29 protein-coding genes, 1 pseudogene and 1 riboswitch are annotated in these 26,015 nt (G+C 43.2%); of the genes and pseudogenes, 22 read left to right on the top strand and 8 right to left on the bottom strand.

What is annotated here, in order from left to right; genetic code table 11:
* Positions 1 to 4: 4 nt before the first annotated feature.
* From H2O73_RS02525 to H2O73_RS02515, 3 genes are all read left to right on the top strand, one after another.
* Positions 5 to 1,702 (top strand): ATP-binding SpoIIE family protein phosphatase, encoded by a 1,698-nt coding sequence (locus tag H2O73_RS02525; RefSeq protein WP_182106195.1) that lies wholly within the window; start codon positions 5 to 7, stop codon positions 1,700 to 1,702.
* 273 nt (positions 1,703 to 1,975) lie between these two features.
* On the top strand, positions 1,976 to 2,593 hold the full coding sequence (locus tag H2O73_RS02520; RefSeq protein WP_182106193.1) for a LysE family translocator: 618 nt from the start codon (positions 1,976 to 1,978) through the stop codon (positions 2,591 to 2,593).
* Positions 2,594 to 2,749: 156 nt separating this feature from the next.
* Positions 2,750 to 3,043: an antibiotic biosynthesis monooxygenase family protein gene (locus tag H2O73_RS02515; protein WP_182106191.1), complete on the top strand. Its 294-nt coding sequence runs from the start codon at positions 2,750 to 2,752 to the stop codon at positions 3,041 to 3,043.
* Positions 3,044 to 3,109: 66 nt separating this feature from the next.
* Here H2O73_RS02515 and H2O73_RS02510 read toward each other — a convergent pair whose 3' ends face one another.
* A complete protein-coding gene (locus tag H2O73_RS02510; RefSeq protein ID WP_182106189.1) occupies positions 3,110 to 3,280 on the bottom strand; it encodes a hypothetical protein in 171 nt (56 codons plus the stop codon).
* Between the two features lie 98 nt (positions 3,281 to 3,378).
* On the opposite strand from H2O73_RS02510, the gene H2O73_RS02505 reads away from it, so the two are divergent.
* The 5 genes from H2O73_RS02505 (at position 3,379) to H2O73_RS02485 (ending at position 9,522) form a co-directional block, all read left to right on the top strand.
* The gene (locus H2O73_RS02505; RefSeq protein ID WP_182106187.1) at positions 3,379 to 4,251 is read left to right on the top strand and encodes a LysR family transcriptional regulator; all 873 of its coding nucleotides are present in this window, start codon (positions 3,379 to 3,381) and stop codon (positions 4,249 to 4,251) included.
* Between the two features lie 105 nt (positions 4,252 to 4,356).
* Positions 4,357 to 4,890 (top strand): dihydrofolate reductase family protein, encoded by a 534-nt coding sequence (locus H2O73_RS02500; RefSeq protein WP_182106185.1) that lies wholly within the window; start codon positions 4,357 to 4,359, stop codon positions 4,888 to 4,890.
* A 1,044-nt stretch (positions 4,891 to 5,934) separates the two neighbouring features.
* Positions 5,935 to 7,611, top strand: coding sequence for a flagellar assembly protein A (locus tag H2O73_RS02495; protein ID WP_182106183.1), 1,677 nt, complete (start codon positions 5,935 to 5,937; stop codon positions 7,609 to 7,611).
* A gap of 346 nt (positions 7,612 to 7,957) precedes the next feature.
* Positions 7,958 to 8,683 (top strand): IclR family transcriptional regulator, encoded by a 726-nt coding sequence (locus tag H2O73_RS02490; protein WP_220457439.1) that lies wholly within the window; start codon positions 7,958 to 7,960, stop codon positions 8,681 to 8,683.
* A gap of 5 nt (positions 8,684 to 8,688) precedes the next feature.
* Positions 8,689 to 9,522, top strand: coding sequence for an arginase family protein (locus H2O73_RS02485; protein ID WP_182106179.1), 834 nt, complete (start codon positions 8,689 to 8,691; stop codon positions 9,520 to 9,522).
* A gap of 16 nt (positions 9,523 to 9,538) precedes the next feature.
* Here H2O73_RS02485 and H2O73_RS22185 read toward each other — a convergent pair whose 3' ends face one another.
* On the bottom strand, positions 9,539 to 9,667 hold the full coding sequence (locus tag H2O73_RS22185) for a hypothetical protein (RefSeq protein ID WP_281364207.1): 129 nt from the start codon (positions 9,665 to 9,667) through the stop codon (positions 9,539 to 9,541).
* Between the two features lie 614 nt (positions 9,668 to 10,281).
* Between H2O73_RS22185 and H2O73_RS02480 the strand changes: the two genes are divergently transcribed.
* Positions 10,282 to 10,434: a hypothetical protein gene (locus H2O73_RS02480; protein WP_182106178.1), complete on the top strand. Its 153-nt coding sequence runs from the start codon at positions 10,282 to 10,284 to the stop codon at positions 10,432 to 10,434.
* Positions 10,435 to 10,493: 59 nt separating this feature from the next.
* Here the strand turns inward: H2O73_RS02480 and H2O73_RS02475 are convergent, their stop codons facing one another.
* On the bottom strand, positions 10,494 to 11,435 hold the full coding sequence (locus H2O73_RS02475) for a LysR family transcriptional regulator (RefSeq protein ID WP_182106176.1): 942 nt from the start codon (positions 11,433 to 11,435) through the stop codon (positions 10,494 to 10,496).
* Between the two features lie 212 nt (positions 11,436 to 11,647).
* Positions 11,648 to 11,747, top strand: a riboswitch (TPP riboswitch).
* Between the two features lie 90 nt (positions 11,748 to 11,837).
* Here H2O73_RS02475 and thiD point away from each other — a divergent pair.
* The gene (gene thiD / locus H2O73_RS02470) at positions 11,838 to 12,662 is read left to right on the top strand and encodes a bifunctional hydroxymethylpyrimidine kinase/phosphomethylpyrimidine kinase (protein ID WP_182106174.1); all 825 of its coding nucleotides are present in this window, start codon (positions 11,838 to 11,840) and stop codon (positions 12,660 to 12,662) included.
* A 264-nt stretch (positions 12,663 to 12,926) separates the two neighbouring features.
* Positions 12,927 to 13,679, top strand: a complete 753-nt coding sequence (locus H2O73_RS02465; RefSeq protein WP_182106172.1) for a phosphatase PAP2 family protein — start codon at positions 12,927 to 12,929, stop codon at positions 13,677 to 13,679.
* A gap of 77 nt (positions 13,680 to 13,756) precedes the next feature.
* Here the strand turns inward: H2O73_RS02465 and H2O73_RS02460 are convergent, their stop codons facing one another.
* Positions 13,757 to 14,842 carry a permease gene (locus H2O73_RS02460; RefSeq protein ID WP_182106170.1) on the bottom strand — a complete coding sequence of 362 codons (1,086 nt, stop codon included), beginning with the start codon at positions 14,840 to 14,842 and terminating at the stop codon, positions 13,757 to 13,759.
* 200 nt (positions 14,843 to 15,042) lie between these two features.
* Here H2O73_RS02460 and H2O73_RS02455 point away from each other — a divergent pair, with 200 nt between their 5' ends.
* From H2O73_RS02455 to H2O73_RS02445, 3 genes are all read left to right on the top strand, one after another.
* Entirely contained in the window at positions 15,043 to 15,339 is a 297-nt protein-coding gene (locus tag H2O73_RS02455; RefSeq protein WP_182106168.1) for an ArsR/SmtB family transcription factor, read from the top strand.
* Positions 15,323 to 15,895: an RNA polymerase sigma factor SigZ gene (sigZ, locus tag H2O73_RS02450; RefSeq protein ID WP_182106166.1), complete on the top strand. Its 573-nt coding sequence runs from the start codon at positions 15,323 to 15,325 to the stop codon at positions 15,893 to 15,895. The genes H2O73_RS02455 and sigZ overlap by 17 nt, the downstream gene beginning before the upstream one ends.
* A gap of 217 nt (positions 15,896 to 16,112) precedes the next feature.
* Positions 16,113 to 16,796, top strand: coding sequence for a glutathione S-transferase family protein (locus tag H2O73_RS02445; RefSeq protein ID WP_182106163.1), 684 nt, complete (start codon positions 16,113 to 16,115; stop codon positions 16,794 to 16,796).
* Positions 16,797 to 16,880: 84 nt separating this feature from the next.
* Here the strand turns inward: H2O73_RS02445 and H2O73_RS02440 are convergent, their stop codons facing one another.
* Complete coding sequence (locus tag H2O73_RS02440; RefSeq protein WP_182106161.1) at positions 16,881 to 18,794, bottom strand: methyl-accepting chemotaxis protein; 1,914 nt, start codon at positions 18,792 to 18,794, stop codon at positions 16,881 to 16,883.
* A 367-nt stretch (positions 18,795 to 19,161) separates the two neighbouring features.
* Here H2O73_RS02440 and H2O73_RS22090 point away from each other — a divergent pair.
* A pseudogene (locus H2O73_RS22090) lies at positions 19,162 to 19,309 on the top strand (thioredoxin domain-containing protein); the annotation flags it as partial.
* Positions 19,310 to 19,372: 63 nt separating this feature from the next.
* Here H2O73_RS22090 and H2O73_RS02435 read toward each other — a convergent pair.
* Positions 19,373 to 19,687, bottom strand: coding sequence for a hypothetical protein (locus H2O73_RS02435; protein ID WP_182106159.1), 315 nt, complete (start codon positions 19,685 to 19,687; stop codon positions 19,373 to 19,375).
* A 141-nt stretch (positions 19,688 to 19,828) separates the two neighbouring features.
* On the opposite strand from H2O73_RS02435, the gene H2O73_RS02430 reads away from it, so the two are divergent.
* The 4 genes from H2O73_RS02430 (at position 19,829) to H2O73_RS02415 (ending at position 21,764) form a co-directional block, all read left to right on the top strand.
* The gene (locus H2O73_RS02430; protein ID WP_182106157.1) at positions 19,829 to 20,137 is read left to right on the top strand and encodes a helix-turn-helix domain-containing protein; all 309 of its coding nucleotides are present in this window, start codon (positions 19,829 to 19,831) and stop codon (positions 20,135 to 20,137) included.
* Between the two features lie 122 nt (positions 20,138 to 20,259).
* Entirely contained in the window at positions 20,260 to 20,853 is a 594-nt protein-coding gene (locus H2O73_RS02425) for a hypothetical protein (RefSeq protein WP_182106155.1), read from the top strand.
* Positions 20,854 to 21,065: 212 nt separating this feature from the next.
* Positions 21,066 to 21,305 carry a hypothetical protein gene (locus tag H2O73_RS02420; protein WP_182106153.1) on the top strand — a complete coding sequence of 80 codons (240 nt, stop codon included), beginning with the start codon at positions 21,066 to 21,068 and terminating at the stop codon, positions 21,303 to 21,305.
* Between the two features lie 45 nt (positions 21,306 to 21,350).
* Entirely contained in the window at positions 21,351 to 21,764 is a 414-nt protein-coding gene (locus H2O73_RS02415) for a GFA family protein (protein ID WP_182106151.1), read from the top strand.
* A gap of 53 nt (positions 21,765 to 21,817) precedes the next feature.
* Here H2O73_RS02415 and H2O73_RS02410 read toward each other — a convergent pair whose 3' ends face one another.
* Positions 21,818 to 23,911, bottom strand: a complete 2,094-nt coding sequence (locus H2O73_RS02410; RefSeq protein ID WP_182106149.1) for a methyl-accepting chemotaxis protein — start codon at positions 23,909 to 23,911, stop codon at positions 21,818 to 21,820.
* A gap of 422 nt (positions 23,912 to 24,333) precedes the next feature.
* On the opposite strand from H2O73_RS02410, the gene H2O73_RS02405 reads away from it, so the two are divergent.
* The 3 genes from H2O73_RS02405 (at position 24,334) to nqrM (ending at position 25,723) form a co-directional block, all read left to right on the top strand.
* Positions 24,334 to 24,957: a 3'-5' exonuclease gene (locus tag H2O73_RS02405; protein ID WP_182106920.1), complete on the top strand. Its 624-nt coding sequence runs from the start codon at positions 24,334 to 24,336 to the stop codon at positions 24,955 to 24,957.
* A gap of 77 nt (positions 24,958 to 25,034) precedes the next feature.
* A complete protein-coding gene (locus H2O73_RS02400; RefSeq protein WP_368737141.1) occupies positions 25,035 to 25,523 on the top strand; it encodes a NifB/NifX family molybdenum-iron cluster-binding protein in 489 nt (162 codons plus the stop codon).
* On the top strand, positions 25,520 to 25,723 hold the full coding sequence (nqrM, locus tag H2O73_RS02395) for a (Na+)-NQR maturation NqrM (RefSeq protein WP_182106147.1): 204 nt from the start codon (positions 25,520 to 25,522) through the stop codon (positions 25,721 to 25,723). The genes H2O73_RS02400 and nqrM overlap by 4 nt, the downstream gene beginning before the upstream one ends.
* Here nqrM and H2O73_RS02390 read toward each other — a convergent pair.
* Positions 25,720 to 26,004 (bottom strand): DUF134 domain-containing protein, encoded by a 285-nt coding sequence (locus H2O73_RS02390; RefSeq protein WP_182106145.1) that lies wholly within the window; start codon positions 26,002 to 26,004, stop codon positions 25,720 to 25,722. The two genes, nqrM and H2O73_RS02390, sit on opposite strands and share 4 nt — an antisense overlap.
* Positions 26,005 to 26,015: the final 11 nt, after the last annotated feature.

The raw sequence follows: 26,015 nt of genomic DNA, 5'->3' as shown, positions 1-26,015 counted from the left end.
ACTTATGCGGATTATGATTGTCGATGATCAAGCGACTAACAGGGAATTGTGTCGCCTGATGTTGAGTCATGTAACGTCAAGAATAGATACCTTTGAAAGCGGGCGCGGGGTGGTCAAAGCAATGCGGGAAATGAATAGCTTGCCCGATATTGTATTGCTTGATGTGATGATGCCTGAGCAAAATGGTTTTATTACCGCACAACAGATCCGTGAAGCATTCCCCAAACATCATATTGCGATAATTTTCCTCACCGTGTTGGATGATCACGATTCGTTTGAACGTTGCCTTTCTCTAGGCGATGACTTCGTCCTTAAACCTGTTGAGAGTAGCGTGCTGCTCGCAAAAGTGCAGGCTCACTACCGCATTGTTACTATGCATAATGAAGTGATGGCACAGCGCGATGAATTAAGTCTGTTTCACGATCAAGTTCGGTATGACTACGCGATTGCTGAATCGATATTCTCAAACCTAAAAGATGAGATGAGCGCCCAAGTAAAACATGTATTTGGTATTGAATACATCTCGACACCTTCTACCATATTTAATGGTGACCTCATCGTGGTCGCAAACCGCCCCCATGGCGGTGTCTACGTGATGATAGCGGATGCGACAGGGCACGGCTTACCTGCGGCAATTTCTGCTATCCCAGCAACACGCGCATTCTTTTCTATGGCAGTTAAAGGGCTTGCATTAGGGGAAATCGTCGCGGAGATAAACGACGTGCTTTCTCGTTTTCTGCCTTCAGGCATGATGCTTGCGGCGAGTGTTTTTGAAATCCGTGCAAGCGGGTTTGAAGTGTCATGGTGGGGCGGCGGATTACCCGATGCCTATATTCTCGAACCCGACGGAAAGATAGCGCGAAAACTAGAATCGAAGCATATGCCGTTAGGCGTTTTATCGGCACATGAGTTTGAAGCGAACTTAGTGCACCTTACACTTGAGCCGCATCAAAGAATCATCGCCTATACGGATGGCGTTATTGAAGCTGTAGATTCGCAAGGAGAGCCGTTTGGGCAGCAAAGATTAGAATCCGTATTACAAGCGGGAAAGTGGGCGATACCGACGTTATACCAGTCTGTGCGTGAGTTTGCTTATAAAGACGTTAAAGATGACTTATCGATACTCTCAATGGAATTTCCTATATCAAGTGACAAAACAACGATTGAGTTAAGCCATGATGAATCGATGAGTATGTTGCCGATGCAGTCGAGTTTATCTTTTTCATCTGAGGTCATTCAGAACGTTAGTTTAATGAATGATATTCGACGTTTTCTGTCCGGCATTATGTTTAGCGGTCCACATTTAGATTTGGTTTGCTCAATTTTGTCTGAGTTGGTTACCAATGCTATAGACTATGGTTTGCTAGGTATGGACAGTGCCATTAAAAAATTGCCGGAAGGATTCTTTTTGTTCTATCAACAAAGAGAAGAAAAGCTCACTGAGCTTAACTCGGATGCGTGGCTGATATTGGATGTTGATTATCAACCAGCACAACAGCAATTGGTGATGGTGTTGGAACATAATGGCGAAGGCTTCGATTATCAAGCGCATCCTAAGGAAGCACAGAACAATCTTACTTACGGACGAGGCATCGTGCTTGCGACAGAACTTTGTGATTCACTTCAATATTCAAAGCAAGGTAAACGCGTCACCGCAACCTATCGTTTTGATGCGCCACATCGCTTTCCGACGTCTCGTTAATATTTACAATGTAAATTGGAAGTTGGAGAAAATCCGCGTCTTATATTTCTCTTAATCTTGGTCATAGGTCAAACCTTGTCGCCCGTTTACTAAGCGAAGAATTACTGCTATTTTTGCAATATCACAATGTGAACAGTAGCGCGGAATTTAGTGCTTCTCACCATGCTGGTAAAGGAATATCTGCATGGTCAATTAGCTGTGATTACGCTGGCGTTCGCAATGAAGGTCTTAAGTGATAATTTACATTGTAAATAGGTTAAAAAGGATTTTGATGTGGAGCTATGGACTTTATTAATGTTTGTACCAGCGTGTTTCGCGTTGAACATGACACCGGGTCCCAACAATTTGTTGGCAATGAATAATGCACGGTGTTACGGATTTAGTTCCGCCCTATTAGCCGGGCTTGGCAGGATTGCGGCATTCAGTGTGATGATTGCATTAACGGCTTCTGGTTTAGCCTTCATTCTCTATGCGTCAGAAACTCTCTTCTTTGCTATTAAATTATTTGGTGCACTTTATCTTTTTTGGATAGCACTTAGTTTATGGCGTTCAACCGCGAGTCCAATTTATTCTTCTAATCTAGCATGCAGTCAATTTTCTTTGTTGCGTCAAGAATTCCTGCTTGCGTCAGGCAACCCTAAAGCGATCCTTATTTTTACTGCATTCTTGCCGCAGTTTGTAGATTCGAGCGCGAACGTTGAAAAACAGTTTTTTGCATTGGGTACAACTTTCCTCGTACTGGAAATATTGAGCATCAGCCTTTACGCACTGTTTGGTCTCTATTTACGTCATTGGTTTCGCAAACCTGAAATGGCTCGGCTATTTAATAGAACTTGTGCGGTATTTTTAATGATTTCTAGCGGGAACTTATTATTCAGCCGTCAGCCGTAATTTGGCTTATACCCAAGTGACTTCAAGATACAGGATTCAGAGCCTTGTCACTGGTTCCAGTTTAAGGAAAACAACGACGTGGAATAGCCATCTATTTCCTAGTTGTTTTATATATATCCCATTTTATTTGTATAAACGTAACGAAAGGAGTCGTCATTGTTTGCAGTAATCTTTCGCGCTAAAACTGGTTTTCAAGATAAATCGTACACTGAAATGGTTGGTGTAATGCGGCAACTGGCATTTGAGAAATATCACTGCCAAGACTTCATCGCTGTCACTGAAGGAAAACAAGAAATAGCAATTTCGTATTGGAATAACGAAGAGGACATTCGCAATTGGCACAACGATAGCAAACATGCGGTCGCGCAAAAGCTTGGGCAAGATAAATGGTATCAGTCTTATACCGTGCAAGTTGTGGAGGTTAAGCGACAATACAGTTTTGGTGAATGATGCTTATAGCCTGTAATATTTATAGCCAAAGTCGACTTATTTAATAGGGGGCGAGCCCCCTTCTAATTATTCTTTTTCAAATGTAGCGGTACTTTTAATCACCAGAGACAATAACTCTTGAGAATTGGAACCCGTAGACGAGGATTGTAATGTCTGACTGCTTTGGCTTAATCGCTCTCTGAGTGCTCTTAGTTCCTCTTGAACATCACGGTTTTGATTTGGTGCGTTACTCTTCATAGTAAACTACCTATATAACTATTGATTTGAGGCAGGTAGTATCATCAAAAATTTGGATAAGGTGTAGTTACTAACTATCTAACAAATTGATACTTCGCATGTTCAACCTTCAGCAACTTGAAACATTGATACAGTGTGTGGAAAGTGGGTCGTTTTCAGCTGCTGCAAGAAAGCTTGGTAAAGCTCAATCTGCTGTAAGCACCACGATTGCCAATCTGGAAATTGACACTGGGATAGAGATCTTTGATCGTTCAACACGCGTTCCCAGCCTAACTGCGGATGGAAAGATGTTCTATTCTCACGCGGTGAGCCTGATATCGCATTCCGCTAATATCAAAGCGATGGTAACTGCGCTCAGCAGTGGTGTGGAAAACAGTGTCACACTTGTCACCAACGATCTGTTACTGACCCCAGAGCTATTGTCTGTCATAAACAATTTCTATCAGCATTTTCCTCATACGGAACTATCAATTCAAATTATCGACAATCAACACATTGCTCAATACGTCTCACAACACGAATCGGCTGTTGGTCTTAAAATATGGGATACCACAACGCCGACAGATGTTGACCTTGGTTTAGTCGGGTATTTGCCTACTTCTGTTGTTGTCGCAAAGTCCCACCAGCTTACTCGGCAAAAGGTGGTGAAGCTTGAAGAGCTAAGTGTTTATCGGCAAGTCGTGTTAGCTGAGACTGGTAGCCCGCTTGATATCACCTTGACTTCGACATTGACCAGAACTAATCATATTAATGTATTGGTGAGTATACTTGAGCAAGGGGATGCTTGGGGCATTGTGCCTGACCATTTGTTGAATGCTCAACGTGGGTTAGCGGCAATAAAATTGTTAGCAGAAGAAAAAAATTTTTTACTTCATGTTGATAGAGTCACGCGTAAAAACCAATGTTTAGGTCCGGCAATGGCATGGCTTCATCAACAGTGTTCAAAAATTTACAATCTTAGTCGCTTGTAAATTGAAGTTCGGCAGGCTTAGGTGCTACGTAATTCATCCTGGCAGCTGAAAAAATTGCCTCATCGTGGTCAACGCACGACTTAGTTTATTTATTGGAGAGTGATTGTGCCAAATATTGTCTACATTGCGACGAGTCTTGATGGCTTTATAGCAGATCAAAATAATCAGATTGACTGGTTACACGACATTCCGAACCCTGAAGGGTCTGATTTTGGTTTTGCCGATTTTATGAATGAAATTGATGCATTGGTGATGGGAAGGAATACCTTTGAAATGGTCGCGAGTTTTGATTGTGAGTGGCCGTACATTAAACCTGTGTATCTGTTAAGTACAACTATGCAATCTGTCCCGGAGGCATATGAAGGCAAGGTCTTTCTGGTTAATGGAGAGATTGAAGAGATTGTGGCTCAATTGAATCAACAAGGGCTTCAGCGTTTATATATCGATGGTGGTAAGACGATTCAAAGCTTCTTAGAAAAAGATCTAATCGATGAGATGATCATTACTACAATTCCGATTATTTTAGGTGGTGGCATTCCCCTGTTTGGTGCTCTTTCCGCACCACTGAAATTCAAGCATCAGTCTGCAACACGACTAGTCGACTGTTTAGTCAAAAATCACTATGTCCGTCAGCCTTAAATGACGGCTTTTACAGTGTAAAACGGGACGTTAAGGTTAGAACTTACCAATGAGGATAAGCTCGATGAATGGCGGGCTAACATCTCTTCATCTACGCAAACAACGCCTTTTACTACAATATAATTTTTGCCAAGCTCTTCGGTCGACAAAATTCCGCTGCGATGGGATCAAGGTTTTTTTGCGCGTTAAGCGGGGAGCGTAAAGTCTCCCTCCTTTGCTCAGACCTATTCTTCTGCTGTGACTAGCGCATCATCACAGAAAGCGGTACAGAACTGACGACAGAGGTCTGTGGCGATGTTGCTTCTTCAGCAGTGTAACTTTCCAAACACAAAACTCGCGGTTTGAGATAGTTATCAATAGTGACGGCGTCACTTTTTGTGGGCGGTTTTTAAAAAATACCTAGTTGTCATCTCTAGCATGCCAGGTAATTAAGCAAAGATGATGATTAGTCGATAAGTGATAAACCGCGCGCTGTCGAATAAACTCAACATTGCCATGATCATTGGTAGCCAAGCTCGACCCGAGCGCAGCGCAACTCGGAAAGTCTTTCTTTCGGAACAATGATCAAGGGAGAGTTGAGAGTATTTTCCTGTCTAATTGCTGCTGTTCTAATTAATTTTGTTTCTTTTTTCATCGCTAAAGCCAATAAAATGGCGCTTTCACACCAGGTGTCTATCTGACTATCTTGATCACTCTGGATCAATGACGCTTGTTCAATTTCTGTTGCAAATAGAGCGAGCGCTTAGGTAGAGAAGATCGATCTTTTCTGAATTGAGCTAGGTGTTTGATCGCTTAGCTATAAATCGCCATTTGATATTGAAGTGAACAAATGGTTAATAATGGACGCAATGTAATGCAACTAGAGTGATATTAATTCCAGTGTTTCATTGCAAGATGTATAAGTTTCCCAGCTATTAGACATAATTTCTTACTCAACAGCAGGTAATTTACTCGACGTAAGCCGGAAAATGTTAGCGCTTTCATACTTATATCCAGTGAACTTAGATACACTGAGATTCGGGTTAATTCCAAAGTAGGTGAAGCATGTGGGAAGAAATCGTCTCTTTGTCTGACGATAAGAAACAAGTGATTGCTAAACTGCCGAATGAAATGTCGCTACCGCGAGATTTTGATTATGGTGGATTAAATGAAGCCCTTACTGAACTTAAGGCTGAATCTTACTTTGTTTACGACGAGGAAGTTCTTCGCTTTCTCACCCTTGCTAAAGAAGGCAAATCTGAATCTTTTCATGGTATTGTCATCGCCGATAAATTGGATGCGACCGTTGATCTAGTCATCTCTGAAAACGACATGTTAGCCAGTATGGTAGTGACTGGGGCTTATGGCGGTAAACCACTCAGTGGTCCTCAATTGGTGCATGCTTTGGCGAGTGGCTCGGTCACTAAAGGCATAAATAAGCTAGCGTTGAAAAAAGTGCTCGTGGTCAGCACCCAGCTCCAACCGGGCAAGCAATTTACTCAACCCATCGCCACAGGTCGAAAGCCGATCGACGGTAAAGACACCAAATTTGTTCCTCTCGTAAAAGATGTTTCCAAACAAATACTCGCTCCAGTAGAAGATGAAACCGGCAAAGTTGATATGCTCAACCTTGGTGAAACAGTCAGCGTTGCTAAAGGGCAGCCTTTGATGCGCCGTACACCGCCCACGATGGGGGAGCCAGGATTGACGGTTCAGGGAACCGTGATCCCTGCGAGTGATGGTAAAGATCTTCCGTTAAAAGAAGGTAAGGGATCGGCTATCTCGGAAAAAGATCCTAACGTTTTAGTTGCCACATTGACGGGTATGCCTATTTTGCATGAATGCAGTGTTGATGTAGATGATGTGCTGGTCCTTGACACGATTGGTGTCGCGACGGGTCATGTAAAATTCAAAGGCAATGTACTGGTTAAAGGTAACATTGAGTCAGACATGATGGTGCGCGCGACCGGTAATATAACCATTGGTGGTTTTGTTGAGTCGGCGAATATTCAGGCACAAGGTGACATTGAAGTTGCCAAAGGGATCATTGGTCATAATGTCTCAGACAATCAGGCCAAATCTTGCATATTAAAAGCAGGTGGTTCAATTAAAGCAAACTATGCGCAGTTTGCTGAGTTGCAGGCAGGGCATAACATTGAGCTTGCCATTCACTGTATGAATAACGAAATTCGCTGCGGTAATAACCTGACAGTCTCAGATAAAACGGCGCGGCAGGGGACGTTAAGTGGAGGTCAGGCTAAGGTGGGTGGAAAGGTTGTCTGCGTTAACCTTGGAGTGGAGGGGGATACGGCAACTTATGTACATGGTTTTGCTCGCTATAAAATGCACAAAGATCGGCAAGTAAAATATCGAGAACACTACCAAATGGCGCAAGAGATGACGATGAACGTCGTGCGCAAAGAGCTTGAGTTTAAGAAGAGACCAAAAGCTGACCGTACAGAGGAAGAAGAAGACCATATTGAACACAGCAAAGTGGCAGCAAGCGCCAATTTAGAGAGGATAAAATTAGCGCGTGATACGCACATAGAAGAGTTCGAACGCTTATTGGCTGAAAACACCATACAAGCCACTAAAAAAGTGTATACCCGTGTCATTATTCAATTTGGAGAGGATAAAGTAACCACCAAGCGCGTACATGGTGCTGCCGTTTTTTCTTACGATCAGTACAAAATTAATTGCTCTTCTATGATAGATGAAGAAATGCTAGAGGAAGATTTATAGCAGTACATACTATGAATTAGTACAATGGAGAGAGCAGTATTGTTTTCTCACTGATCAAGAATATATCAATTGCCTATTTTGTTGGCTTATTTTGTCGTCTATTTGATTGCATCGCGACCATTTCAGAACATCCCCTGTTAGCTCAGACCTAGACTCGCCCCTTCATCGTTTCTTAAATCTACGTTACTTACCATGCGAAGTAACAAGTATTTATTGCCAGATAAATAAAAAGAGTACATTCTTACTTGGTGAGAATTACCGTTTCTTTGTGTTTATAAATTCTCATATTTTAGGAATACAATTTGGTCAATCTAACTTGAAACGTTAAAACATAAGTGTGAACTCGATGAAGCAAAATTCCGGACAGGTCAATGAAAAATTACTGCAATTGCTAATGCAAGTAGCGGTAAACGATGAGCCTGTGACAGCTAAGACGCTCAGCGATCTTTTAGGAACGCCGATAAGTAGCCTGTATCGTCATCTCAAGTTATTGAAAGAATGGAACTTGATTGAAGAAAGTCCAAGTGACAAAACCTTGATCATAGGTCCAGCAGCGCTACTTTTAATGCGCAGCTACGAAACAAGCCAACACGACTTGGACGCGGTTGATGCCGTTCTCAACCGCCTTCAAAAACAGACTGGTGAAATGGCTGCTTATATGGTGCCGGTTGGTTACCGAGCACTCTGCGTAAGCCGAAAAGAGAGTATGCAAGCATTGCGGTGTAGCTATGTTCAAGGGCAAAGCCAACCATTATTGCGCGGGGCATCATCAAAAGTAATGTTGGCATTTATGCCAACGCAACGCCGAGAGAAAATTTTGCGTTACTTTGGCGAAGCTCATCGAATCAATGAGTGGCAACAAGACCTAGATGCGATTCGAGCGCAAGGCTATGCATTAAGTACCTCGGAGATTGATCCTGGCGTATCGGGTATTAGCGCGCCAGTGATGAAAGGTTCGAAGCTTGTTGGTGCTATTTCCATCATGGCTCCGGCACATCGAGTTCAGCAAAACCAACAAAGGATCATTCTTCACGTTCTCCAAGCAGCGAGGGCTCTGCCCCCAGAAAGGTAACGCATATGTTCGGCTTTTTTCGACGCAATAAAACTCACAGTATTACTGGTGTTTCTTCCTTTTCGATGGTGTTGGTCAGTATTGCTCAGCAGATAAAGCCGATCAAACAGGTTGAGTTCGAAATGGCCGATCAAAGCTTACAGGATGTGTTCGATTGGTTAGCAGAACAAGAGAATAACCGCTGGTTGAATGGCGGTCACTATATGCTGTCTGAGCAAATGGTTGGTCGCTATCAGCTGAACATTAGCCGTTATCTCGGCTCACACACATTACCTGTTGTATTTAGCAACTGTACTGAAGGTTTACTCCATGTGTTGCCTTTGCTCAATGCTAACGACAAAGAGCTGGGTGTCATTCATATTGGTAGCCAATTTGAATTGAAGTCTACCTTGGAACCTGAAGTGGGCTCGGCATATCACTTTGCTCTTGCTCGTTTTAACGAACTGCGTCTATTTTGTATGGGTATTGATGGTGCGCGTCAAAACGATAAAACTTTAGAGTACGCTGAAGATCTCGGTTGCGATTGGCTTACTTTACCCGAATGCCAATTCAGCCATCGCTTTCAAATGAAAGAACAGCTGGCTAGTTTTCTATCTCATTGTGATCAAGTGGTGTTAAACATCGACTTGGCTTCTCTATGCCCTCAATCCCAAATAGGGACCGAGCGTTACTTAGAGGTGCATATGGTCAGCCGTATCATTCGCCAGAGCTTAATGTCAGGCAAGGTGGAGATGGTGCAGTTAGTGGGTTGGAAAGACAAACATATTTTTGCCAAATCGACACGGACTATTCTACAAGAATTGTCAGGAATGGTACCCACTAACGATAAAGTGGCTTAGTGTGAAAAAACCTTCGTTAATTGATATGCGCCGGTGGTGTTTTCCATCGGCTGCGATACAAACTTTGCGTATCCAGCAGCATTAAAAATTTTATTTCTCCCAAAATAACTAAAGCTGGCAAAAAGCCAGCTTGAAGACGTTGCATTTTGACACATTACTGCGCTTTCGCTTCTTGTTTACTTACTTCTTTCCAGTATTGAACGCGAATGCGGTGTAATTGTGCTTTTCTCATTTTCTTCATGATATTTCCTCACTTAATTCTTGCTCGGATATGAGCATATGTGAATACAGTTCCTCATGAACTCTTTGAATGTAGCCTCGTTCTGATCGTATAGCTAGGACTTTGATCACATTTCCATGCCGAAATTATGCTGTCTTAAACTCTTAATATGGCTGACATCTCACTATAATATTTATGACAATTAAACTTAAAAAAAGTGTCACTCAATTTAAATACAATTAAAACATGGATTTAACGTGAAAATTCCCTCATGGTTATGTTTAGCACTTTTAATGCCACATTGTTTTGTATTGCAAGCCAATAATGACGGGGCATTGAGCTGTGATTGATGTCTGATTTTTCCAGAAAGTGTGATTAATTTCTAAGCCTATAAAATTGAATGAAAAATCATCGCAGATTGAATAAAAGCTTGGCATGTATTTTGTGACGTTGTATCGATTTTGTTATTCACTTGATTGACTAAAGTTTTGAGTAGGCGTAGATTGGTTGTATCTGTTAAACCAATGAGAGGTAACGCTATGTTAGTTTTGGCATTTATTGCAATCGCTGTAGGCGTATTTGTCGTCTCTTGGGTATGTCATCATGGTTTGCCGATGATGGGGCTGCATGTTGATACCTACGATGCTTTACTTCTTTCAGAGGTAACCGGAAAAGATGTGCTAGAAGCATAAATGACAGTGTGTGAAAAGAGAGCCTAACGGCTCTTTTTCATTTTTAGGGCAAAGTAAATTTATTGGTTGTTGTATTGCTTGTTATTGGGCGTATCAGCAACAGGGCAATCTTGCCGTAGCAGCCTCTGCTTAATTTGCTCAATGATGGTCGTAAAGCGCAGTGGTGTGCTAGCCCGTTGCTTAGTTATCAAATACAAAGTTTCTGAGACTTCTCGTTTAGGTTGGTAAATCGCAATCTGATCTTTATCTGGAAAATTCTCAAGCGCACTGAGCGGCAGTACAGTAAAGCCTAAACCTTTAGAAACGGGCAGTAATATTTGGCTTAACTGATTGACGTAACCAGAAACGGGCAACTTGTCAAAACGAAGCTCCTCAATCCATTCTTCTCCGCAATTATCACAATAGAGAGACAAACAGTTTTCCACATCTGGATGAGTGATCATCCCAAGCTTTTGCAGCTTCTCAAGATTCAAGTTCTCAAGCGAGTGTGAAGCGGGAAGCATTAAGCACAGTGGCTCAATACTCAGTTGCTCACCGACCAAGCGTTTGTCTGTTGGCATTCGGGTGACAATACCGATATCCGCATCACCAGAGAGAATGTCAGCGAGTACTTTACGCTTTGGCGCCGCCTCTATGTGGGTAATGAGTTCTGGATTTGCGCATTGTAAATCTAATAGGTGTGGATAGAGCAATAACGCCAGTGAGCCAGAGCAAGCTAATTTTACCGTCCCTTTGAATGGGGAGTCGGGCTCTAAGTTGGCAATTAAATGAGACTCTCGCAACTGTAACTCTTTGGCATAGTGATAAACGGTTTGCCCTTGTGCGGTAATATCAAAGCTTTTGTTATTTCGTTCGATCAGCGAGTACCCGCAGACACTCTCGAGTTTCTTAATGTGCTGGCTTACGCCTGGCTGTGTCATAAACAGTTTTTCAGCTGTGCGAGTAAAATGACCAGTTTCAATTAAGGTGACAAAGGTTTTTAACCATAAAGGGTTTAACATTTTTCTGAGCCCACAATAACGGAAAATTATGGAATAAAGAATAAACCATAAATTTGAACGCTAAAATCATTTGGTCGTTATTTTGCACCTGGATAACCAACTCATATCGCTATTTGTTTAGGTTTTCTTGGTGTTATATCGACAAAAGTTGCGCTAAATAACGTGCTTAGCAACGTCTGCTTTGTGCTAACTCTGTTTATTGTTAGTATGTGAATTCATAGTCGGGGTGCCTATTGAGGCTGAGATCGCTACGCGAGACCCGTTGAACCTGATTCAGTTAACACTGACGTAGGGAACTATACATTGCTAATGTGGCTTCGCTTGCTAGCAATGCTCTCCTTTATCGATTTCTTTCGCTAGGTTGAGTCAGTTCCATACGTTGCGAGTAGGAATGACATAACCATGAAGCATCAACCTTCACACGCAACTCCCATTGTATTGACCATTGCTGGCTCGGACAGCGGTGGGGGAGCGGGCATTCAAGCCGATATTAAAGCTATTTCCGCGACGGGTGGTTATGCATGCACTGCCATCACAGCCATTACCGCTCAAAATACCCAAGGTGTTTCTGCTATTTTCCCCATCCCAATCGAGTATATTGCCAAGCAATTAGACGCGGTCTTTAGTGATCTTAATGTGGTGGCGGTAAAAGTAGGTATGCTTGCAGATAGCGACATTATCAATATTGTCGCTGACAAATTGCAGCAATATCGACCTCAATTTGTGGTGGTCGACCCAGTAATGATTGCCACCAGTGGTGATGCCTTGCTGAAAAGCGAGGCGATTTTGACGATGAAAGAACGCTTGCTGCCATTGGCGGATTTGATCACACCGAACCTTCCTGAAGGGGCAGCGTTGACGGAATGTAATGTGCCAACCATTGAGGCGCAGATGGGGTTTATGATTACAGACCTACGAGCGTTAGGCGCCAAAGCTGTCCTGCTAAAAGGAGGCCATCTTGAAGGTAATCAACACAGTAATGATCTGCTGATTGAAGCGAATTCGGTCAGTGTCATTCGAGCTAAGCGATGGGAAACTAAAAATACTCATGGCACCGGTTGTACGCTCTCTGCTGCGATTGCTTCTTACCTCGCACAAGGCGAGTCTTTGCTTATCGCAGTAGAAAAAGCCAAAGCTTACATATCAGCTGCGATAGAGCATGCGGATGAGTTGAACATAGGCTCGGGACATGGACCCGTTCATCACTTTTATGCGTTGACCCAATAGCCGTACTCACTCGTTAATATTTGGCGGTTTTCTAAATGTTGGGATGTTATTTCATCAAATTGACAGCAAATTGATAATCAAACTAGCTGCTCTCGGCTAATATTCTCTCCATTAGGTGACAAAGGTTCCCTTCCTTTGCCTACTTCTTTATCAAGCTATCTGCCAATTGGGTAACAAATTGGCAGATATCGGCTATTGTGCGTTTGACCTTTATTGCGATTGGTCAGCTTCGCAATTTAGTCTCGTTGAGATGAGTTGATGGTTATGAAAAGTGTCTTGCAAGCAAAACGTAACGGCTTATTGTTGTTGGTTATATTGCTTTTGTTAATTGCCCCAATGACGTTGTTGGTAAACCATATTGAACTGTTGTCGCCAGAGTCTGATTTTGAAGGCGCGACATTTACTATTTTAACTAACTCAGCAGGTAGCGGTGGTTTTTTGGTTACGCTGGCCGTGCTGGCGATAGCGACATTGACGCTTAAGATGACACCAAAACAGCAGCTAAGCAAAGTGATACAACTGGGTGTTATTTTATTGATTGGTTTTACCGCAAAAACAGGTTTGAAGCATCTCACTGAGAGCCCGCGCCCATACACAGAGGTGTTATCTCATCAATTGCTAGTACCAAATCCGGCGCATTTCTATCAGCTTTCTGCTGTGCAACAAGAGAGTGTGATTAATAAAGTGTCTGAGAATGTGAGCCATTGGCGTACTCAACATTGGATGGGAGAAACTGATTATTCCTTCCCGTCAGGTCATACTATTTTTGCTGCAATCTGCGTGGCTTTCTTTGGTGGCTTATTTCTAGATCATAAGCGTTATGCATTAGCTGCAACCTTGATGGTGTGGGCTATTGGTGTAGCGTATAGCCGCTTGTGGCTTGGTATGCACCGCCCGATAGATCTCATTGGCTCGGTTCTCTTTGTTGCTTTGGTGTATGCGCTATTGCCGAGTATGGATGGCTTGTCTGGAAAGATAGGTCACGTGCTGAATTTGAATAAGCGTTGTTTTTATTGAATAACGTTTGTTTACTGCAATGATTAAACAGAACCCGCGCTTTTGCGCGGGTTTTGTTTGTAATCAAGCGAGATCAGTTAGCCAAAAATGACGCTGTAAAGAAAACCAGCTCCAATTGCCATGCTTAAGATAACGACTAAGAACGCGGCGATCATCTGATTTCTAAAGATTGATTTTAGCAAAATAACTTCCGTTAAACTTGCTCCTGCACTACCAATAATCAATGCCATTACCGATCCTAGAGCCATACCTTTTTGTACTAATGCCGCACTTAATGGAATCACGGCTTCAGCTCGAATGTAGAGTGGAATACCAATGACAGCCGCAACAGGGATGGCATACCATTTTCCAGCGCCCGCGTATTCGGCGATAAGGTCAGTAGGAATAAAGCCGTAAATAAATGAGCCAATCGCAATACCTAGCATTAGATATGGCAGCACTTGTTTGAAGTCTCTCCAAGTTGATAACCAAATTCTCATCCAACGGCTAGGTTGCTTCGTTTCGGTTAGTGATGCTGTTGCCGTACCATCTGATGAGCAGCAAGAGACAGCGACTTCTGGTTCAACTTTAGATTCAGAGCAGCAGCTTGTTGGTGCGCTTTTAGCAACGGCTTCTGGTTTTGTACAGCAAGAAGTTGCAACGGCGACTTCTTCTTTAGTCTTATCACCACAGCTTGTATTACTTGCACAACTTGAAGCGGTGTCGGTTTGGTAAGCTTCAGGTTTTACATAACGTTCAAAACCTAATTTCTCAAGTACATAGCCAGCAATGACAGACACTGCCATCGCAATCGCGAAGTAGAACAAAGCGACTTGCCAGCCGAATGTCACCACAAATAAACCGATGATGACAGGGTTAAGCAATGGGCTAGCAAACAAGAACACCATCATTGGTCCAAACCCCGCTCGTGCACGAAGCAAGCCTTTTAGGAAAGGAATGGTTGAGCAAGAGCAAAATGGTGTGATAGAGCCTAAAAGCGCGGCGATAAAGTAACCTTTACCATTGCGAGAGCTTAAGATCGACTGGATCTTTTCTGGGGTTAAAAACTCTTGCAACACACCAACGATGTAACTAATTGCCAAGAATAGAATGATCAACTCTACCGCTAAGAACGCGAACATGTCTAAAGCATCGCGTAGCATGGTCATTAATTCATTACTCATATGAACCTCAATTTTGTCTTTAATTTCGAATATTCTCGAATTATAGAAATATCGAGAGGATGGTCAAGTGTTATTTCTATAATTGTCGAAATATTTTATTTGAGCATCGATGAAACGGATGCTGCTCGCCACGTCAGAGAAGATTGCATTTTTAGAATACTTCGATTATTTTGGAAATATATACAAGGTTGGAGAGAGTTATGGAACTCGAAGCAGTAGCGAAAGCATTAAAAGAATTAGGTCATACAACGCGTTTATCCATTTATAAAAGCGTGGTGAAGGCGGGTTATCAAGGCATTGCTGTGGGCGGTTTGCAAGAGCAACTGGATATTCCGGGTTCAACACTTTCCCACCATATTGCCAGTCTTGCTTCGGCAGGTTTGATCAGCCAACGTCGTGAAGGGCGAACTCTTTATTGTGTTGCAGAATATCAGTGCCTAGAGGGTGTGATCGGTTTTCTACAAGCGGAATGCTGCGCTGATGAAGAATGCCAATAACTCGCTCAGCCTTGATGAGGTATGGCGTCAATATCAACATTCGTTAACAGCATTTTTGCACAGTAAAGTCGCGAATGAAGCGGATGTGGAAGACCTGCAACAAGAGATCTTATTGAAGACCTACCAAAGCTTGTCTGATGTGCAAAATGAGTCGAGTGTGAAAGCTTGGCTGTATCAACTTGCTCAGCGCACTATCATTGACTTTTATCGCAAACGCGCACGCTCTCAACGAGACCAAACATTGCAAGCTGAAGACTTGTGGTTTGAGCAATCGGCGGTGAGTGTTGAACAAGAGCTGGCGAGTTGCATTGCGCCGTTTATTCAGGCATTGCCAGAGGCGAGTGCGAACCTACTCGGAAGTGTTGAGCTTGATGGCATGAGCCAAAAAGAGCTTGCTGCGCAACGAGGGATCAGTTATTCAACTCTTAAATCTCGCGTACAAAAAAGCCGCACCGAGCTGAAGAAATTGTTTGAAGAGTGCTGCGATCTGACTTTAGACAAACAGGGTAATGTGATCGATTATCAGCAAAAATCGAAAGGGTGTTCTCGTTGCTAATTTTGTTTCGAGATTCCTTCGGCTCGAGTTTTCGAATCGAGAGTGATCAAGTTTGAGAGTCGCTAGGTTTGATGAAAATTGGGTCTCATCAAAACAAGGTTTAGAATAAATTTCGATTTTTATCGAATTATTTTCGTCTTTCTATTTTACACACCGTCTTAGGTATGTAAGCGAAACCAAATTAACGTGGTAGCGCAACCAGATAGAGAGATGAAAGATGATCAAAGTTGTTAGTTTTAAAATTTGCCCATTTGTCCAACGTGTTACAGCAGCACTTGAAGCAAAACAAATCCCTTATGAGATTGAATTTATTAATTTGAGTGACAAACCTCAGTGGTTTTTGGATATCTCACCTAATGGACAAGTTCCGCTGCTAGTCACTGAAAGTGGTACGGCGTTGTTTGAGTCGGACGCGATAATTGAATATATCGAAGACGAGTACGGTGCGCTTGAGCAAGGCATTAGCAACGAGCAGCGCGCATTAGATCGGGCATGGAGTTACCTTGGTTCTAAGCACTACCTTGTTCAGTGCAGCACAATGCGCAGTGGTGATGAAGCGCTATTCAGCGAGCGACTAAATAACCTGCAAAAGGCATTTGCTAAAGTAGAGAAGCAGTTGGCTGATGGTTCGTATTTTAAGGGAACGCAGCTCAGCAATGTCGATATTGCTTGGTTGCCTCTTCTGCATCGTGCGCATATCGTTAAGCGGCACAGCTGTGTTGATATGCTGGATGGCTTCCCTAAGGTACAAGCATGGCAACAAGCATTACTTGATACTGGGTTGATGCCCCGCTCAGTACCAGAAGATTTTGAGGGCATATTTGCGAATTTTTACCTGTCAGAGCAAACGTTGCTTGGGGTTAAAAAACGAGTCTGTGCAGCGGATTGTCAGTGTGACTAATTTGTTGTGAGCGTACAGTTCTAGCGCTAAGTGTTTCTCATATACAATAAAGCCCCGCGATTGCGGGGCTTTTTATGGTGCGAGTTATAGCTTAAAGCTACCGACCAAATTATCTAAGCGTTGAGAAAGCTCTTTTAGCTCTGAGCTGGCGAGAGCCAGTTCTTCGGCTGTCCCTGTGGTCGCGACGTTAATCGCATTAATTTCTTCAATGTTGTGGTTGATAGTATAAACCACAGTCGATTGCTCTTCCGTTGCAGTTGCGACTTGTGTGTTTCGATCCGAAATATCATGGATACGATTAGAGATGTTGATCAGTGCTTCCACCGCTTCATCAGCAGAACTCACGCCTTCATTGGTCAGTGATTTTCCAGTTGCCATTGCGGTGACGGCATCTTTAGCATCACTTTGAAGCTGGTTGATCATTTTTTGAATCTCTTCAGTCGAATCCGCCGTTCGGCTCGCCAAATTACGCACTTCATCAGCAACAACGGCAAAACCACGCCCTTGCTCACCAGCACGGGCAGCTTCAATCGCAGCGTTCAATGCGAGTAGATTTGTTTGTTCTGAGATATCGCGGATCACATCCAAAATAGAACCGATCTCTTGTGTTGTTGAGGCAAGCTGCCCAACCACTTGACCGGTACTTTCAATGTCGCTAGCAAGGCGGCTAATTGCGTCTTTCGCTTTGTGCACGACGTTTTGACCTACTTCGGTATTGCCAGAAGCTTGCGTTGCTGTCTCTGCTGCGGTGGCAGCATTTGAGGCAATCTCGCTGATAGTGACACCCATTTGGTTAATCGCAGTGACGACTTGAATGGTCTGATCGCGTTGAAGCTGGCTATTGTCGTGAGTAGTATGGGCTTTGTTTGACACAGTGTCTGCGGCAGACTGCAGCGCACTACTGGTTGATGCCACTTCTTTCATTGAATCATGGATTTTCTCGATAAAGCCATTAAAGCCTTCAGACAGTTGACCTATTTCATCATTGCTTTTCACTTCGATGCGCTGAGATAAATCACCATCACCGTTGCCAAGATCACTGAAACGTGCAGCAATAGCGCGAATTGGGTTTGTAATACTGTTCGCTAGTACAACGCCCATTGCGATAAACAGAGCGGCGATAACCAAGGTTGTCATCATCATTTGTTGGGCAACTTCGGCAAGGTCGGCAAACACTTCATCAACCGGGACAACACCAATCGCGAACCAGTTCATTGATGGGACATAGGTGCTGGCGACAAACACTCGTTGACCATCGTAATCCGTTTCAATCAAATTGAAGCCTGATTGATTCAGCAGTTGGCTCGATTGCGGGCCATAAAGCTGAGTCAGTGATGAATTAGCGTTGCGGCTGTCACGGTGAATTTTTACTGAACCATTGGCATCGGTTAGAAACACAAAACCGGTTTGCTCAATCTGGAAGTTATTCAGCAGTGAAACCATATCATCCATCGACTTAGATAAACCAGCCATGGTTAAGCCGTTGAGCAATTGGTAGTTGGTAAACATTTTAACGTCGCCATTAGCTTCTTGAAAGATGCTGACAGACGTTGCCTTACCTGATTGAGTAAAGCCAAAGAACCAAGCGTCTTGTTGTTGGTTGAGTTGGCGTAAGAAACCCTGTTGATTCCAATAATACGCCGTATTGCGGTTTGCTACAGAGGCATCGTTTAATTGGTATTGACGACGTACGTTGTTGAGTTCTTTAACCAATAAGTCTTCAACGTCAGGGGATATGTCAGTGGTGTCTACCGCTTGTTTAATAAATTCATTGTTTGCCACTTGCTCGGCAGCAAGTATCAGTTGTCCAACATCACGATCGACTTGATCGCTAATTTGGTCAAGCATCGAAGGCAGTTCTATGTCGATCAAGCGATGTTCAAGGACACTGCGAGCTTGTCTTTGCGCGACAACACCCATAATGATGGTTGATGCAAGCACCGCGAAGGTAATGCCAGCAACAACTTTTTGTTTGATGCTTAGCGAAGTCAGTTTCATAGGTTCTTCTACCTTTTATTGCATGTATTTAATTATATTTATGTGGTGTGTGGCTCGCCGGAGTACCCTCATTGGCGATGTTATTCATTGGTCGAAATTGCCTACACGAGTAAGTTAGCGACCATGAATTGCATATCTTTACAAAAAAACGTGATGTAGGTTTCATTAGTATAAAGTGGCTGAAAGATATAGCTCTAAGTCTCTATTTACATGGAAGATTTCTGAGAGAGGGATGAATACCGAATTTGGCATCGATTAGTGTATAAAACCGAAAAACGAGATGTGCTTTGATAAATGAGACTTTTCCTAAGCGAGTAAAAAGCAACGCGCTTATAAAGAACAGTATTTGCTTAGGCTAGGAGTCCTGATGTATCAACTTTACTACTATCCAAATAATGCCAGTTTGGCTCCTCACCTTATACTTCATCACATTAAAGCTGAATCCGGCGGGGAGGATCCCCACTTTAGTTGATGATGGTGAGGTGATTTTTGAAAGGGCCGTAATTTGCATTCATTGGTCATTCACTAATGAATACGATTAGCAATATTAAAAGCCGAGCAAAGCTCGGCTTTTTTAATTAGATAAGGTGCTTTTCAAGCTCATCAATGGTTTGTGTAAGTGCTTGAACACCGAGTTTTGCTATCGATTTTTCAATTTTGGATAGCTCGATATAACTGAGCAGTAATTCACTTTCTTCAATATGCGATTTATGCAACAGCAGTTCTTTGTATTTAAGAAGGCGTTGTTGTGATTGACGCAAAGTGGTTACGCGGTTGAGTCCTTTGCTCTGAGCTCTTGATTCTACATAATCAACCAAATCTGCAATTATTTGTTGCAAATTGCTAAGACTGCTTTTGCAATTTGCATGGATGTGAACCTTTTCTTTTTCCATGTATAGCCAACCTACTCACGCTAAGTGATTAAAATGTTGGGCTATTTTTGGGCGACGAATGAGTTGGGTAAATAACACCTAGTTAACATGGTCTACTTATTGCCTTTATTAGGTCAAATATGTCCGTTTAAGGTGGTGACTATGATTGATCCTATTGTGCAAGTGATTGCTAATAGAAGAAAACTAGCCAAGCTAACTCGACAGCAGGTTGCCGAAATTGCGGGGATGAGCTTAAAGACCTACCAGAGAATTGAGCGTGGGGAATCAGATATGAAGATCTCCCAATATCGTTCAATCGTTCGAGCGTTGCACTTAACCGATCTGGATATTGCATTAGACGTAAAAAACATTCAGCCGGTAACAAATGCAGATTTGGCCGCCGCCGCTAGATTGCTAAGCCCTGATGCGCAAGCAATGTTGGTGCGTTTTATTATGCATGTAACGAAGTGAATGCGATGGCTTGAGATTTTTTTAATCACAATTTTTATCTTTAAGTTTGTGACTATTGTCTTGGGTATTTATTGTCACTATCACTACCTTTATTTAAGGAATGAAAAGGAGTTGAGTGATTTATGTGGCGACCTATCTGCTGGTTAATTTTATTAAGTATTTTGCCATTGACTACAACGGCTGAAACGGAAGAGGGGAGAGCACGAGAAGGATCTCTGGTGAACATCAATATGTCGTTAGAGCTTGACGGAATAGAGCGCTCTCTTGATGCAACCAAGCAATCACTTGACCATATCGCTTCCGCTCTGGATAGAATTTCACACAGTGAGCATCTAACTGCGGAGCAACAGCAAGTACTTAACCGTACTTTAGACAATCTCGATCAGTTAGTACTGCTCTCTCGAGATTCAGTGGCAGTTCTACCACAAGCTTTTAATCAAACCAGCACTAAGCTGGTGACGACTAGCCAGCATTTCTTAGATGATATCCAAATTAAGTTGTTGATCATCATCAGTGCGATTGCTGCTCTGTTGGTGGTTGCTCTCGCTGCTATTTACTGGTTTGTATTACGCCCCCTTCAACACACTTTGGTTACCGCGACGAGCAATGTTTCTTCTATGGCAAAAGCCATTCAAGTGACGGCGCAAGCACTAGAATCCAGTACTCAGCAACAGCAAGAGATAATGGGTCAGCTTAATCAAAAGTCGAAAAGCTAGTTCCATGCTGGTGGATGAGAGTTTGGTGTGGCGTTGCTTCATTCAAGCTTTTGTCTCACCTCTAGCAATATGAGCGAACGGTTGATATTTGACCTGCCCCATATAAATTTGTAGGCTGCTTACTATATAAGCTATTGAAATTAGATAGCGCTCAAGAATTTGGGTGGTGAATGCCCATGTTTATCCTGTTGTATTGAGTTATGGAGTCATCCATGTCGGATAGTTATTGCTCAAATTGTGGTAAAACCTGTGAACACCGAGAAATTATAAAGCAGAAAAAATCCCCATATGGGAAAAGTCGTAAGGAGCAATTTAAAGCATTCTTATCAGGCTTTTTTTCTGGAGCGATGGTGGGGGGAGCTTTAGCCTCATTGGAGTTGATCGACCGTTATGTGCAGTGCACCAATTGTGGGCACAAAACCTTAGACAACAAAGGCGAGGAGTTTCAATAATACGGGAAGCGAGGAAGCTTTCAGTCGTCTAACAAGGAGGAAGCAATGAGTTACCCGATACAAGGGCAATGCCAATGCGGGCAAGTTACATATCAATTAAAAGCGGCACCACAAATGGTGGCTGCGTGCCATTGTACTGAGTGTCAGAAGCTTGCGACGGCGCCGTTTAGTGTCACGGCAATGGTTAAAACGGAAGATATAGATTTTAGCGGTAAGATGAGTGAATGGAGCCGTCCGGCTGAAAGCGGGAATGTAAATGCTGCTAAATTTTGCCCAGGTTGCGGTAACCGTATCTACCATTTTGATCCAAATCAGCCTGCGCTTATTAAGCTTAAACTCAAGCCAGTAAACCTTGAAGACGACGCAATCTTTGAGCCGAAAGCTCACGTATGGGTAAAAGAGAAAGTCTCTTGGTATACCATCCCTGACGGGGTTAAAGTGTTTGAAGGTCAACCTTAGTTGATAAAAAAACAGCGCCAACAGGCGCTGTTTTAAATGAGAAAAAGCAATCGTTAGATTTTAAACTTATTCAGCTCATGGTGCAGTTCTGTTGCACTACCTGACAATTCGTTACTTATATCAACAGACTGTCCCATGGTATCCATCACGTCGACCGCGGTATCGTTGATGATCACAACATTGCGGTTAATCTCTTCAGCCACCAAGCTTTGCTCTTCTGCAGCAGAAGCGATCTGATTGTTCATGTCGTTGATAACTTCAATCGCTTGGTTGATTTCTGCGAGGGCATTTTGCGCAGCTTGCGTTTCATCTTTGGTATCGGCAGCTTGTTGTTGGCTTTTTTGCATTAGAGCGACAATCGATTGAGTATCTTGCTCAAGACGGGCGAGCATCGCACGAATCTCCTCGGTTGAACTTTGAGTTCGATTGGCTAGATTGCGTACTTCATCAGCGACTACTGCAAAGCCACGACCAGCTTGACCTGCTCGTGCAGCTTCAATTGCAGCATTGAGTGCCAGTAGGTTGGTTTGCTCTGCAATGCCACCAATTTCAGTCAAAATACCTTGAATATTGGAGCTCGATTCAGCAAGACATAGGGTTTGAGCTTGAGCGTCGTTTACTTGATGTGCCAGTGCTTCCATCGCGCCTGCTGCATTATCCATGCGGTCCATACCACTGCGGCTACTCACTTGTACTTGCCCAGCAGCAGTTGCCGCTTGAACGGCGGAGTTCGCCACTTCTTGCGCGGCTGCCGACATTTCATTAATGGCGGTCGCTAACGAATTCACTTCATTAAGCTGTTCGTTCAGCTTCTCTTTAGAGACTTCGGCACTGGCTTGACCGGCACCTGCGTGGCTTTCTACCTGTACCGCAGTTTCTTTGGCTGTGCGTAGCATTTCTTGCATGCGTGCTAAAAAGGCATTGAACCACTGTGCAAGCTGCGCAGTTTCATCTTTGCCTTTCACTTCAAAGCGGTAAGTAAGATCACCATCGCCTTGGGCCACGTCTTTAAAGCGGTCGACAAGGTTTGTCAGTACACGCCCTAATGAGGTCGCAATAAAGCCCATAGCAACAACACCTACGAGCATCGCAAGCACACCAGCCAAAACTCCTTGCTCAATTGCATGGCGGTTCATCATGTTGTTCCAATCAACAAAGTCGGTGATGTCTTTTTGCAGTATTTGCGTGGGTACCGACACAATTACAATCCAAGGTGCACCGGATGTTGCGATAGAGGTAACGGCATATTCTTGACCATTTTGCGTCATCATCCCAATCTCTTCTTGCGTCGCGAGTGATTGAATTCGTGACCATTGCAGGAACAACTGACCGGGAACTTTCTCACCGACGGTGGTCGGCTTTTGGCTGTTTGCCAGCGTTGCACCTTTCCAAGAAGCAATAATGATGTTGCCTTGACCACCAAAGAGTTCTTTAGCTAACTCTTCACTTTGCCCCTGTAGCTCTTCCAGTGATAAATCTAAGCCTAAAGAACCAATGATCTTGCCGTTTACTTTAAGTGGTTGGCTGATTGTAGTAATGAGCTCTTGCTTGCCTCTCACTGGGTACATGTACGGTTCCATCACAAATGGACGACCGGTTTCGTAAGGCGCTAAATGCCACTCGTCTTTGCGCTCGCCATTGTTATTGATCTGGCTATTGCGAAAACTCTCCATACCTAATGCGTCAAAGCTACCATTGCTGTTTGGAGAAAAGAACGGTGCAAGGTAACCTTCTTGGTTAAACGCTTGAGCGACTGGTAATTCAGTTTCAGGTGACCAAGTGCTTTGTTCAAAAACCATATAACCGGCAAAGACCGCCTCATCTTGCGATTTAAGCGCCGCGATGAAGTGGTTGACTAGCGCATCGGCACCAGCGTGGCTTGTTGCGCTTTGCTCCATTATTGAGCGTAGTTGGCTCAAACTCTGAGTCACAGGAAATAGCTGATTAGCGATAGTTTTGCTTTGCTCAGAAGCGGTAAAACGTAGATGAGAAGTGGTGGCTTCTGTAAGCTGGGTGGTCACTTTTTCAGAGATTTGTTTGTTAACATCGGTGAATGCATTGGTTGTCATCCCCATAGCTATGATTAGGGTAAACCCCATTGCGGCACCTGCGGTGACAGCGATCCGCGTGCGAATACTATTAAACATGCTCAATTGACCCTCATCATGTTGGAGTGTGCTTTTATTTTGGTTATAGGAAATTGGGCGTGATTATAGCTAGAAGGTTTGAACGCAATATGTCACGTCATTAAGGCTTATTAATGACTAACGTTGAAATGTGAACAAATGCAAGTAGGTGCCTATAAGTTGACAGTTTTTTCGTCATGGTCCTATAGAGTGCTGTATAGTTAAACTATTGTTTTATTTTAATTTATATTGAATCCCTGAGAGATGTTGTCAATAAGTTGGCTGTTTTTGCGCTAGCCTTTCGCTGCAAAAATAGTCGATATTAAAGTTGCATTTTATGCGTTAGGTCAATTTTAAAAATGGTGTCACTCTTATTTTGATCCTTACTCCTTGTGTGGTTTACACTCTCCACTTTATAGCTTTCTTTTAGGTGTTTTGTGTCTATTCCTTCTTCCGCTGACTCGATCATTGTTCTCGACTTTGAAACCACGGGGCTTTCCCCGCAACAAGGTGACAGAGCGATTGAAATTGGTGCGGTAAAACTGCATCAAGGTGAAGTGATTGATCGCTTTCAAAGTTTAATGAATCCGGGGTTCCGCGTAAGCGGTTTTATCGAGGGTTACACGGGCATCACCAATAACATGTTGCGAAGTGCGCCGAGCTGCGCAGAAGTGATGGATCAGTTTGCGGACTTTATCCAAGGTAGCAACTTGCTTGCTCACAACGCTTCGTTTGACCAACGATTCTTAGATGCCGAATTAGCACTTATTCGTCGCGATTATGCCGGAAAATTTGCTTGTTCATTATTGGTCTCTAGGCGCTTACATCAAGAAACAAGCTCTCATAAGTTGGGCGATTTGGTTAAGTACCACCAGATAGAAAATGACGGTGTTTTTCACCGTGCGTTAGCTGATGCAGAGATGACTGCACGTCTATGGCAAGTGCAATTAGATGCTTTGAAAGATAAATACGCGATTTCTCAGCCAAGTTTTGAATTGATGGCCAAAATAGCCAAAACGCCAAAAGCTTCGATAGAGCAAATGCTGAGAAAAGAAGCACTTAAATAAACCAGTTCGTAATTGTGTTGAGCGCAATCTAAGATCTCATTCCTAGTTACTGGCATATGCCAATAACTAGGAATATAGTGGGGCGGTTATTAATTGAATGCCGAGCCACCATGATCTACGCAATTCCTAGCCGCAACCTACAAGTTGCTAATCATTTCTCTCGTTCACCACAAGTGGTGATTGTTGACGACCTACGCCACACTCAACAATTGATTACTCTGGTAGAAACGCCTTCCCAATGTGGTAAGAAAAAGCAGTGGATGGAAATCATTAAAGCCTACAATGTTGAGGCTGTCGTGGTGCGTTCCATTGGTAAAAAAATGCTGAAGCGTTTGTTTGATAACAAGCTAAACGTATTAATTTCACCGCCGAAAATGCAGATAAGCGAACTTGATTTCGCTTCACTTGAAATGGTTAAGAGCCTTGAATATGGCAAAGAGCCGAAAAAACAAAGTGCTTGTTGTGGCAGTAAAAAACCTGCACCAACCCAATCCACTCTTCTTAGCAAGCCAAAGCTGAATTTGTCTGAAATTAAGAGAGGCGAGATCAAGAGGATCAGCCAGTGACTTTACTGCTCACTCTCGGCGGTTTTATCTGCTTTATTGCATTGATGGCTATCGGTGTGATGTTTTCACGTAAACCGATTGAAGGTAGTTGTGGTGGGCTAGCTCAGCTTGATATTGCACGAGAGTGCAACTGTAAAGATGTGTGTGCTGAGCACAGTAAAACGCTCTATCAGATTCAAGAGCCAGAACATTCTATCTAGCTTGATGATTGTTCAACAACTAGGGCATGTCCATTGACCAGACAGTTGGCAACTTTACCGCGAGCGCGTTTGATAATATTGCCAAATGTTTGGCGAGATACCTGCATTTGAGCTGCGGCATCAAGTTGACTCAATCCTTCCTGATCAGCCAGTCGCAGCGCTTCTAATTCTTCTGGTAACAAGGTGATTTGCTGCAGTTCTGCCATTGGCACACCATTTGGCTTGAAGCAAGAATACGGCGCTCGGGTGCAGATTTGTCGATGAATTTTTGGGCGAGCCATAACGTTATTCC

The organism is Vibrio marinisediminis, assembly GCF_014050145.1.
GTDB lineage: Bacteria > Pseudomonadota > Gammaproteobacteria > Enterobacterales > Vibrionaceae > Vibrio > Vibrio marinisediminis.
This window is presented reverse-complemented; position numbering and strand designations above follow the sequence as displayed.

Excerpts from the sequence above, each read along its gene's own strand:
- H2O73_RS02415 (WP_182106151.1), top strand. The coding sequence starts at position 21,351 with ATGAGTTACCCGATACAAGGGCAATGCCAATGCGGGCAAGTTACATAT.
- H2O73_RS02485 (WP_182106179.1), top strand. The coding sequence starts at position 8,689 with ATGTTCGGCTTTTTTCGACGCAATAAAACTCACAGTATTACTGGTGTT.
- H2O73_RS02410 (WP_182106149.1), bottom strand. The coding sequence starts at position 23,911 with ATGTTTAATAGTATTCGCACGCGGATCGCTGTCACCGCAGGTGCCGCA.
- H2O73_RS02430 (WP_182106157.1), top strand. The coding sequence starts at position 19,829 with ATGATTGATCCTATTGTGCAAGTGATTGCTAATAGAAGAAAACTAGCC.
- H2O73_RS02525 (WP_182106195.1), top strand. The coding sequence starts at position 5 with ATGCGGATTATGATTGTCGATGATCAAGCGACTAACAGGGAATTGTGT.
- H2O73_RS02445 (WP_182106163.1), top strand. The coding sequence starts at position 16,113 with ATGATCAAAGTTGTTAGTTTTAAAATTTGCCCATTTGTCCAACGTGTT.
- H2O73_RS02435 (WP_182106159.1), bottom strand. The coding sequence starts at position 19,687 with ATGGAAAAAGAAAAGGTTCACATCCATGCAAATTGCAAAAGCAGTCTT.
- H2O73_RS02460 (WP_182106170.1), bottom strand. The coding sequence starts at position 14,842 with ATGAGTAATGAATTAATGACCATGCTACGCGATGCTTTAGACATGTTC.
- H2O73_RS22185 (WP_281364207.1), bottom strand. The coding sequence starts at position 9,667 with ATGCAACGTCTTCAAGCTGGCTTTTTGCCAGCTTTAGTTATTTTGGGA.
- H2O73_RS02480 (WP_182106178.1), top strand. The coding sequence starts at position 10,282 with ATGTTAGTTTTGGCATTTATTGCAATCGCTGTAGGCGTATTTGTCGTC.
- H2O73_RS02475 (WP_182106176.1), bottom strand. The coding sequence starts at position 11,435 with ATGTTAAACCCTTTATGGTTAAAAACCTTTGTCACCTTAATTGAAACT.
- H2O73_RS02425 (WP_182106155.1), top strand. The coding sequence starts at position 20,260 with ATGTGGCGACCTATCTGCTGGTTAATTTTATTAAGTATTTTGCCATTG.
- H2O73_RS02495 (WP_182106183.1), top strand. The coding sequence starts at position 5,935 with ATGTGGGAAGAAATCGTCTCTTTGTCTGACGATAAGAAACAAGTGATT.
- H2O73_RS02510 (WP_182106189.1), bottom strand. The coding sequence starts at position 3,280 with ATGAAGAGTAACGCACCAAATCAAAACCGTGATGTTCAAGAGGAACTA.
- H2O73_RS02455 (WP_182106168.1), top strand. The coding sequence starts at position 15,043 with ATGGAACTCGAAGCAGTAGCGAAAGCATTAAAAGAATTAGGTCATACA.
- H2O73_RS02465 (WP_182106172.1), top strand. The coding sequence starts at position 12,927 with ATGAAAAGTGTCTTGCAAGCAAAACGTAACGGCTTATTGTTGTTGGTT.
- H2O73_RS02505 (WP_182106187.1), top strand. The coding sequence starts at position 3,379 with ATGTTCAACCTTCAGCAACTTGAAACATTGATACAGTGTGTGGAAAGT.
- H2O73_RS02390 (WP_182106145.1), bottom strand. The coding sequence starts at position 26,004 with ATGGCTCGCCCAAAAATTCATCGACAAATCTGCACCCGAGCGCCGTAT.
- H2O73_RS02490 (WP_220457439.1), top strand. The coding sequence starts at position 7,958 with ATGAAGCAAAATTCCGGACAGGTCAATGAAAAATTACTGCAATTGCTA.
- sigZ (WP_182106166.1), top strand. The coding sequence starts at position 15,323 with ATGAAGAATGCCAATAACTCGCTCAGCCTTGATGAGGTATGGCGTCAA.
- H2O73_RS02420 (WP_182106153.1), top strand. The coding sequence starts at position 21,066 with ATGTCGGATAGTTATTGCTCAAATTGTGGTAAAACCTGTGAACACCGA.
- H2O73_RS02440 (WP_182106161.1), bottom strand. The coding sequence starts at position 18,794 with ATGAAACTGACTTCGCTAAGCATCAAACAAAAAGTTGTTGCTGGCATT.
- thiD (WP_182106174.1), top strand. The coding sequence starts at position 11,838 with ATGAAGCATCAACCTTCACACGCAACTCCCATTGTATTGACCATTGCT.